Source organism: Blastochloris sulfoviridis (assembly GCF_008630065.1).
Classification (GTDB): Bacteria; Pseudomonadota; Alphaproteobacteria; order Rhizobiales; family Xanthobacteraceae; genus Blastochloris; species Blastochloris sulfoviridis.
The window spans coordinates 209,736-218,770 of record NZ_VWPL01000002.1; the positions used below are offsets into that span (position 1 = coordinate 209,736).

Annotated in this window: 6 protein-coding genes; 4 read left to right on the top strand and 2 right to left on the bottom strand. The window is 71.4% G+C overall.

What is annotated here, in order from left to right; all coding sequences use genetic code 11:
* Positions 1-238 precede the first annotated feature (238 nt).
* The 3 genes from F1193_RS02025 (at position 239) to F1193_RS02035 (ending at position 5,368) form a co-directional block, all read left to right on the top strand.
* Entirely contained in the window at positions 239-3,325 is a 3,087-nt protein-coding gene (locus F1193_RS02025) for an SEL1-like repeat protein (RefSeq protein WP_150095994.1), read from the top strand.
* Positions 3,326-3,650: 325 nt separating this feature from the next.
* Entirely contained in the window at positions 3,651-4,577 is a 927-nt protein-coding gene (locus tag F1193_RS02030) for a sulfite exporter TauE/SafE family protein (RefSeq protein WP_246164066.1), read from the top strand.
* A complete protein-coding gene (locus F1193_RS02035; RefSeq protein ID WP_150095995.1) occupies positions 4,574-5,368 on the top strand; it encodes a TIGR02186 family protein in 795 nt (264 codons plus the stop codon). Before F1193_RS02030 ends, F1193_RS02035 begins: the two co-directional genes overlap by 4 nt.
* Positions 5,369-5,631: 263 nt before the next feature.
* On the opposite strand, the gene F1193_RS02040 is transcribed toward F1193_RS02035, so the two are convergent.
* Positions 5,632-6,552, bottom strand: coding sequence for a class I SAM-dependent DNA methyltransferase (locus F1193_RS02040; RefSeq protein WP_150095996.1), 921 nt, complete (start codon positions 6,550-6,552; stop codon positions 5,632-5,634).
* Positions 6,553-7,398: 846 nt separating this feature from the next.
* On the opposite strand from F1193_RS02040, the gene F1193_RS02045 reads away from it, so the two are divergent.
* Entirely contained in the window at positions 7,399-7,743 is a 345-nt protein-coding gene (locus F1193_RS02045) for a DUF6460 domain-containing protein (protein WP_246164067.1), read from the top strand.
* 7 nt (positions 7,744-7,750) lie between these two features.
* Here F1193_RS02045 and F1193_RS02050 read toward each other — a convergent pair whose 3' ends face one another.
* The gene (locus tag F1193_RS02050) at positions 7,751-8,824 is read right to left on the bottom strand and encodes a quinone-dependent dihydroorotate dehydrogenase (protein ID WP_150095997.1); all 1,074 of its coding nucleotides are present in this window, start codon (positions 8,822-8,824) and stop codon (positions 7,751-7,753) included.
* Positions 8,825-9,035: the final 211 nt, after the last annotated feature.

Below are 9,035 nucleotides of genomic sequence, written 5' to 3' on the forward strand. Positions count from 1 at the left end.
CTTCGGCGGATTGCGGCCGAAACGACACACGTCGCCTCAACGCAGTGGTGCCGCCGAAGTTGCACCGTCGTTAACCGTACATTTACCGTGGCAGGAAAAAGTGCCGTGGGAAGCACAGCGCCCGCGTGCCGTCGGCAATTCCGGTTCCGGCGGCCCATCCAGCGGTGCCGGCGAACGCCCGACGGGTTTGACCATGACGCAACGTGGATCGTGGAACAGACGCAGCACCGCTCCCGACGTGGCCGCGGATCTTGCTGCCGACGCGCTGGATGCCGCACGGGCGGCGGCGGAACGGGAAGGGGTTTCCCTGGAGCGCTGGCTTGAGCGCGTCCTCCAGGCCGGGACCGGCGAGGCGGGCGAGCGCAGCCCGCCGCGGCGGCCCGCCACCATCGAGCGTCCCGAAGGGCCGGACGCCCGGTGCGAGCCGCCGGTGCGCGAGCCCGAGCCGGCCGAGCCCGGCACCGAGGGCGTCGCGGCGGCGCTGGGCGAGGTATCGCGACGGCTCAATGCCCTGCTTGGCGAGGTCGCGGGGGCGCCGCCGCGCGCCGGCGCGACGCATCCGCGCGACGGCCTGGGCCGGCCGGCCGGCCGCGCCGGTGCGGAGCGGCGCAGCGGCCTGGAATCGCCGCAGCTCGACCTCCACCGCCGGCTCAACGAGCTTGCCGGCAATATCGAGGCCATGAACGAGCGCCTGCACGGCGCGGCCGAAGCGCGGGCGGGCCGGCGGCCGCTGTTCGACGCGGCTGTGGCCGAGATCAATGCCCGCCAGCGCCTGCTCGACGAACGGGCGGGCCTGCGCGGCTACCGCTCCGATTATGACGAGGTGGCCTCGCTGCGCCGCGACGTTTCCGACCTGTCGCGCACCGTCAGCTACCTGTCGCCGTGCCGTTCGCTCGAAGCGCTCGACGCCTCGGTGCGGGCGCTGCACGCGCAGGTAGAGGCGACCGCCCAGCCGCCGATCGACATCGACCAGCTCAACGACATGACGCGCATGCTGATCGAGGTGCGCGAGGGCGTGCGCGAGATCCAGGCCGAAGCCGGCGTCACCGCGCTCGGCGAGGAGCTGAAGGGGCTGTACCAGCGCTTCGACGCGCTCGACGAATCGCGGCTGGAGCCGGGGGCGGTCGATCGCCTCACCGGCCAGATCAGCGAGCTGCGCGCCACGCTCGAACAGTTTCCGGCCCTCACCGCCGCCGACGGCTTCACCGGCGAGCTGCAGCAACTGGCCGCCAAGGCCGAGCGCATCGGCAGCGTGCTGGAGGACGCCGCCGCCGCGCTGGAGACCATGGAAGGGCTCGACCGCAAGCTCGACGCGCTGGCGGAGACCCTGGCCGCGACCTCGGCCGGCAGCGCCGAGGACGACGCGCTCGAGGAGATCCGCGAGCGCCTCGACCGCCTGCAGGTCGCGCTCGAAAACACCGTCCGCAACGCGCCGATCGCCGTCGAGCGCTCGATGCTGCTCCTGGTCGACAAGCTCGATCGCCTCCAGGCCCTGATCGCCAACGGCCCGGACCTCGGCTCGATCGATTCGCGCCTCGACCAGATCGTCGAGCGGCTCGACCAGTCCGACAGCCGCCTCGGCCAGCTCGACGCCATCGAGCGCGGCCTGAACGACCTGTTCGCGCAGATCGAGGAATCGCGCTGCAGCGCCATCGACGCCGCGCGTGCCGCGGTGCGCGACCTCGGCGTGACGCCGGTCAACGATCTGATGCGCGACCTGTCGGACCTGCGCACGGCCCAGCGCGAAACCGAGGTGCGCACCCACGGCACGCTGGAGACCGTCCACGGCACCCTGGAGCGGGTGGTCGACCGGCTGGCCATGCTGGAAGAGGACATTGCACGCCGCGGCGACGGGCCATCCGCGGAGCGGGCCGAACGTCCCGCCGCCAGCCCGCCGCCCAAGGCGCCGCTGGTGTCGAATTGCGAGCCGGCGCCCGAGGCCGCCTCCGACCTCGTGCGCGACCTGCCCGCCGATCAGTCGCCGGATCTGGCGTCCGATCTGCCGCCCGATCTGCCGCTTGAGCCGGGCTCGCGCATGCCGCTGCTGCGGAGCGGAACGGTCGCCACCGGCGCCATGGGGTCCGCCGCGGGCGCGACCGCGCCGGGTCTCGGCGGCAAGCCGCTGTCGGATGCGACCTCCAAGGCGAGCTTCATCGCCGCCGCCCGCCGCGCCGCCCAGCAGGCGACCGCCGAAGGGTCCGCGCCCGCCGCCGCCTCCGACGATGCCCCCGCGCAAAGCGGCGTGCGCGCGGCGTTGGCGCGCCACCGGACGCTGATCCTGGCCGGCGTCGTGCTGCTGCTGGTGGCCGCCGCCGCGCCGATCATCCTGCCGCCGATGCTGGGCAAGCTGTCGAAGGCGCCGAAGGCCGAGGCGCCGGCAATCGAGGCGCCGGCGACCGTTCCGGCCGCACCGCCGGGCGAGCCGGCGGACGTTCCGGCCGAGGCGCCGCCCGCAGCCCCTGGTCCGCAATCGTCCATGCCGCGCGATCCGGTCATCGCCCTGGCGCCGTCGTCGGGCGTGGTGCAGCCGGCCATCTCCGCCTCGTCCATGCCGGCCTTCTCCGCCGGGCTGCTGGGAAGCAGCGATCCCGACATCACCAGCTCGACGCAGCCGGCCGCCGCCACGCTCGCCCCCACCAAGCCGGAGCCGCTGCCGGCGGCGATCGGCCCGCAGGCGCTGCGCGAGGCGGCGCTGGCGGGAGACGCGGCGGCCCAGTTCGAGGTCGCCACCCGCTATGCCGAAGGGCGCGGCGTGCCGCAGAGCCTGTCCGAAGCCCTGCGCTGGTATGATCGCGCCGCGCAGCAGGGATCGATCCCGGCGGCCTACCGCCTCGGCAGCCTCTACGAAAAGGGCCAGGGCGTGACCCGCGACCTGGTGAAGGCGCGCAGCTACTACACGCGCGCCGCCGAGGCCGGCAACGCCAAGGCCATCCACAATCTCGCGGTGCTGTATGCCGAGGGGATCGACGGCAAGCCGGACTATCGGCAGGCCGGCCAGTTCTTCCGCCGCGCCGCCGACCACGGCCTGCGCGACAGCCAGTACAATCTCGGCATCCTCTATGCCCGCGGCCTGGGCGTTGAGCAGAACATGGCCGAGTCCTTCAAATGGTTCGCGCTGGCGGCGAGCCAGGGCGATACCGAAGCGCAGAAGAAGCGCGACGACGTCGCCAACCGGCTCGATGCCCAGACCCTGCTCGCCGCCCGGCTGGCGGTGCAGACCTGGGCGGCGCAGCCGCTCGATCCGGAAGCCAATGACGTTCGTTCCTCGGCTGACTGGGACCGCGCCGCCGGTGCCCAGGGCAAGAAGGCGGCCGGCCGCTCCTGATCGCCGCCGGGGGGCCGCGGCCGAAGCGAAGGCCGCGACAGGCATTGAACGACGAACGGGGTGCCGGTGGGAAACGTCGGCGCCCCGTTCTCGTTCGTCCGCAGCCCCCTCGCCGTTGGAGTGGCCTCCGGCGACCGGCGCGGAATGGGCATGATGGGGTTTCCGGACGATCCCTTCGGGATCGCGGAAACGGGAACGATTTTTGCCTCGTGTGGCCGGTGGATCACGACGCGACCGTCCGGATCCCGTATGAAGCGGTTGCGGAAGGTCCGGCGTGCGCTTCGGGCGAACCCGGGCCTTCGGCTGCGTTGCAAGGCCGAACCCCGTGCAGATCTATCTCCCGATCGCGGAACTGCCCGTGAACGTGTTCCTCATTCTCGGAATGGGGATCGCGGTCGGGTTCATCTCCGGCATGTTCGGCGTCGGCGGCGGGTTCCTGATGACGCCGCTGCTGATCTTCGTCGGCATTCCGCCGGCGGTGTCGGTGGTCACCGTCACCGCCCACATGGCGGCCTCGTCCGCCTCCGGGGCGATCGCCTACTGGCGCAAGGGGGCGATCGATTTCGGCCTGGCCGGGGTGCTGCTGCTCGGCGGCATGGTGGGCACCGGGCTCGGCGTGTGGGTGTTCACCATCCTGCGCCGCTTCGGCCAGCTCGATCTGGCGATCGGTATCTCCTACGTGCTGCTGCTCGGCATCATCGGCAGCCTGATGATCGGCGAGAGCGTGCAGGCCATCCTGCGCAGCCGCCGCAAGACCGCGCAGCCGCCGCGGCTGGCCGGCAAGCCCCGGTGGTTCGCCGGCCTGCCGTTCCGCATGCATTTCCGGCGCTCGAACCTCGACGTCTCGGTGCTGCCGGTGCTGGCGATCGGCGGCGGCATCGGCTTTCTCGGCGCGGTGATGGGCATCAGCGGCGGCTTCATGCTGGTGCCGGCGCTGATCTACCTGCTGCGGGTGCCGACCGGCGTGGTGCTCGGCACCTCGCTGGTGCTGACGCTTGCCACCATGGCGGCGGCGGTGCTGATGCACGCGCTGTCCAGCCTGTCGCTCGACGTCGTGCTCGCGCTGATCCTGATGGTCGGCGGGGTGATGGGCGCGCAGTTCGGCGCCCGCGCCGGCCAGGCCATGCGCGGCGAGCAGCTTCGCCTGCTGCTCGGGCTCCTGGTTCTGGCGGTGGGGCTGCGCTTCCTGATCGACCTGGCGCTGCCGCCGGGGGAGATGTTCACCGTGCTGCAGACGGAGCGGGTGCGATGAGGGCGCCAGCCCCGGTCCGCCTCGCCGTCGCGGCGGTCCTGGCGCAATTGACGTTTCTGGCGCTGTCCGCCCCGGCGTCGGCCGAGCGCCTGGTGATCTCGCTCTCCACCGACCGGGTGCAGATCGCCTCCAACTTCACCGGGGACGACATTGCGGTGTTCGGCAGCATCGACCTGCCGGCCTATCTCACCGAGGGGATCGCCTACGACGTCGCGGTGACGGTGCAGGGGCCGCGCCAGTCCTTCACCACCCGCCGCAAGGAGCGGGTGCTCGGGCTGTGGGTCAATGTCGATTCGCGCGAGTTCGTGGAGGCGCCGGCCTATCTGGCGGTGCTGTCCAACCGGCCGCTGGCCGACATCGCCGATGGCGACGTGCAGCGGCGCGAGCGGCTCGGCATCGCCAATGTGCGGCTCCTGCAGCGCATCGGCCCCGACTATGCCGACACCGTGGCCGACGACGTGTTCCGCCAGGCGTTCGTGCGCATCCGCAGCGGCGAGGGCCTCTATATCGAGAGCGATGCCGACGTGTCGTTCCTCACCGGCACGGTGTTCCGCGCCACCGTGCCGCTGCCGCCGAACGTGCCGACCGGCCGGTTCGACGTCGACGTCAAGGTGTTCGCCGCCGGCCAGCTTGTGGCGCGCGACCGGGCGGCGCTGACGATCAGCAAGGTGGGGTTCGAGCACTTCGTCGCGGTCTATGCCCGCGACCACGCGCTGCTCTACGGCCTCGCCGTGGCGTTGATGGCGCTCGGCACCGGCTGGCTGGCGAGTGTGATCTTCCGGCGGGATTGACGCGAAGTCCGGCCGATCAGGCCGGAGCTTCGCATGCCGATTGCCGAAAATCCCGTTTCCGAACAAGGGTTTTCGGCGAGACTGTTTCCGGCATCCCGAAGGGATCAGCCGGAAACCGTATGATGCGAAGTCCGGCCGATCAGGCCGGAGCTTCGCATGCCGATTGCCGAAAATCCCGTTTCTGAACAAGGGGTTTTCGGCGAGACTGTTTCCGGCATCCCGAAGGGATCAGCCGGAAACCGTATGATGCGAAATCCGGCCGATCAGGCCGGTTTCGCCAGCACCGCCAGCCAGCCCGGCACCGGCGCGCCGGCATCGAAGCGGGCGGAGGCGGCGGCAAGGCGCAGCACCTCCAGGCCGGCCGCCGCGGCGCGGCCGCGCACATGGTCGGCGCCGTGGCGATAGCGCAGGCTGGCGTGCAGCTCGATGCCGGTCTCGGTGCGCTCGAAGGTGGCGGCAAACAGCCCGCCCGGCGCCAGCACCCGTGCGGCCTGCGCGAACACCGGTCCGAGCTCGCCGACATAGACCAGCGCGTCGGCGGCGACGATCAGCTCGGCCGAGGCGGCCGGCTCGGCGGTTAGCGCGGCCAGCAGGTCGGCCTGCACCAGCTCGTCGTAGCAGCCCTTGCGGCGGGCCTGGGCCAGCATGCCGGCCGACAGGTCGATGCCGACGAGCGTTGCGCAATGCGGGCGCAGCAGGGCGCCGGCGAGGCCGGTGCCGCAGCCGAGGTCGAGGCATCGGCCGGCCCGCCAGTGGGGTCCGCGCAGCGCCGCGAGCGCGTCCTTCAGCAGTTGCGGCCCGACATAGCCGAGCCGGTCGACCAGGGCCGCGTCGAAATCGGCGGCGTACTGGTCGAACAGCGACTGCACGTAGCCGGCGGCCATCGCATCGGCGGCCTGGCCGTCGCCGAGCCGCGCCAGCCGCAGCGCGGCGCCGAGCTCGTCGTCCGGATCGATGTCGCGGGCGCGGCGGAAGGCATCGGCTGCCTCCCGGCGCGCGCCCAGGGCGTCGCGCGCCTCGCCCAGCGCGAACCAGGCGGCTGCCCAGTCCGGCGCGAGCTCGACCGCCTGCGCCAGCAGGTCGGCGGCGGCGGCGAGATCGCCGTCGCGCCGATAGGCCAGCGCGAGGTCGTAGCGGCGGTCGGCGATCGGGTCGCCGGATGAGCGGAAGACGGGAGAACGCATGCGGATGGCCTTCCTCGGCCGGGCCGCGGCGTTTCGCAAGAGGCAGGAGCCGCTGTGGGGCGCATTTTTGACGTCCGGAGGGGGGCTTGGCGCGGATCGTCCGTCCCGATCTGCGACAGGCGGAGTCCTGTGCGGCCCGTCGTCTTCGAACGGCGCCGGAACGGACCATGTCCGAATCGCGGGCCGCCGTTGGCCGGTCGAGTCGGGTTACCAAAGGATTGCCGGCGCTTGCGCCGCGGCGGGCCGTGGTCGCCGGAGGTGTTCGGGCCGTCCCGATCTGCGACAGGCGGGGTTTCGCCCGCCGCGCGGTTTTCGAACGGTGCCCGAACGGACCGTGTCCGAATCGCGGGCAGCCGTTGGCCGATCGAGTCGGGTTACCAAAGGATTGCCGGCGCTTGCGCCGCGGCGGGCCGTCCCGATCTGCGACAGGTGATGTCTCGTCCGGTCCGTCATTTTCGAACGGTGACGGAACGGACCATGTCCGAATCGCGGATCGTGGCCGGCCGGGCGAGTCGGGTTGCTGAAAGGTTAGCGCCGGGCGGGGCCGCTCGGGTGTCCCGATCTGCGACAGGCGATGTCCTGCCCGGTCCGTCATTCTCGAACGGGCGCCGAACGAACCGCGTCCGAATCGCGGGTTGCCGGGGGTGTCGCGGCCGCGTCGGCCTTGAATGGCGGCGTCCGTCATCCAATTATGCGGTTTCCGGCTGATCCCTTCGGGATGCCGGAAACGGTCTCGCCGAAAAATCCTTGATCCGAACAGGATTTTTCGGCGATCGGAATACAGTTCTCCGGCTTGATCAGCCGGAAACCGTATTATGCGGGTGCTTTGCCGCGCCGGAGACTTTCATGACCTATCCCGATCCCGCATCCCCGCCTCCGTTCGAGCGTGGCCCGCGCACCGCGCCGTCTGCAGTCGACAGGTTCTTCGGCGGCCCGCCGGTGTGGGTGGCGCTGCGGCTTCTGATGCTGTCGCTGGTGGTTGGCGTCATCCTGTCGGTGATCGGCCTCGACCCGCTCAACATCATCCAGTCGTTGGGCGATTTCGTGCGCTGGGTGGTGCGGCGGTTCGAGGATTTCTTCCACCTCGGCTTCGAGGCGGTCGAGCGGATCATCCGCTACGTGCTGCTGGGCGCGGCGGTGGTGGTGCCGATCTGGCTGCTGGTGCGGCTGTTCAAGGTCAGCGAGCGCTGATTTCGGCTCACTGTGCTCTGGCCCAGCGGTCGGCGCCCGAGCCGACCGCGTCGGCGATTTGCGCGAAGCCGCCCGCGGCGAGCTTGGCCAGCAGCACCGACTTGATGTCGCCGATCAGGCCGAGGCCCTTGAACACCATGCCGGAATAGATCTGCACCAGCGTCGCGCCGGCCTCGATCTTGGCCCAGGCGGCCTCGCCCGAATCGACGCCGCCGACGCCGATCAGCGCGAAGGCGCCCTCGGCCCGCCGGTAGGTTTCGGCGAGCAGGCGCGTCGAGGGCGCAAACAGCGGCCGGCCGGACAGGCCGCCGGCCTCCTTCGCCTGCGGGTCGGTCAGCGTCGCCGGGCGGGCGATGGTGGTGTTGGACACCACCATGCCGTCGAGCCCGCGCCGCTTCACCACCGCCACCATGGCATCGAGCGCCGCGAGGTCGATGTCGGGGGCGATCTTGAGCAGCAGCGGCCGGCGCCGGGCGGCGGCCTCGCGCGCCTCGACGCAGCGGGCGACGAGGTCGTCCAGCGCCGCCGCCTCCTGCAGGTCGCGCAGGCCCGGCGTGTTGGGCGAGGAGACGTTGAGCGTGAAATAGTCGGCCACCGGCGCGAACGCCGAAATCAGCCGCACATAGTCGGCGGCGCGGTCGGCCGCATCCTTGTTGGCGCCGAGATTGAGCCCGACCACCCCGCCGCGGCCGGCGCGGGCGGCGAGGCGCGCCCGCACGCGCTCCATCCCGTCATTGTTGAAGCCGAAGCGGTTGATCAGCGCCTGGTCGGCCAGGAGGCGGAAGGCGCGCGGGCGCGGATTGCCGGGCTGCGGGCGCGGCGTCACGGCGCCGGCCTCGACGAAGCCGAAGCCGAGCCGGAGCAGCGCGTCCGGCACCTCGGCGTTCTTGTCCATGCCGGCGGCGGCGCCGAGCGGATTGGAAAAGCTGAGCCCGAACGCCGAAACGGCCAGCCGCGGATCGTCGGCCTGCGGCCTGGGCAGCGGCGCCAGCCTGAGCCCGGCCAGAAACAGCGCGTGGACCTGCTCCGGATCCATGGCGAGCAGGAGCGGGCGGGACAGGCGGTCGAGAAAGCGGATCATCGGTGCGGTTTCCGTGGGCGCGGGGGCGGCGCACGCTAGAGCATTCTCCGCAAAAGTGGGAACCGGTTTTGCGCAAGAGAGTGCGACAAACCAAGAACTTGGAGCGTCCGCCCGGTTCAACCGGATCGGCGCACGCGAGAGCATTCTCCGCAAAAGTGGGAACCGGTTTTGCGCAAGAGAATGCGACAAACCAAGAACTTGGAGCGTCCGC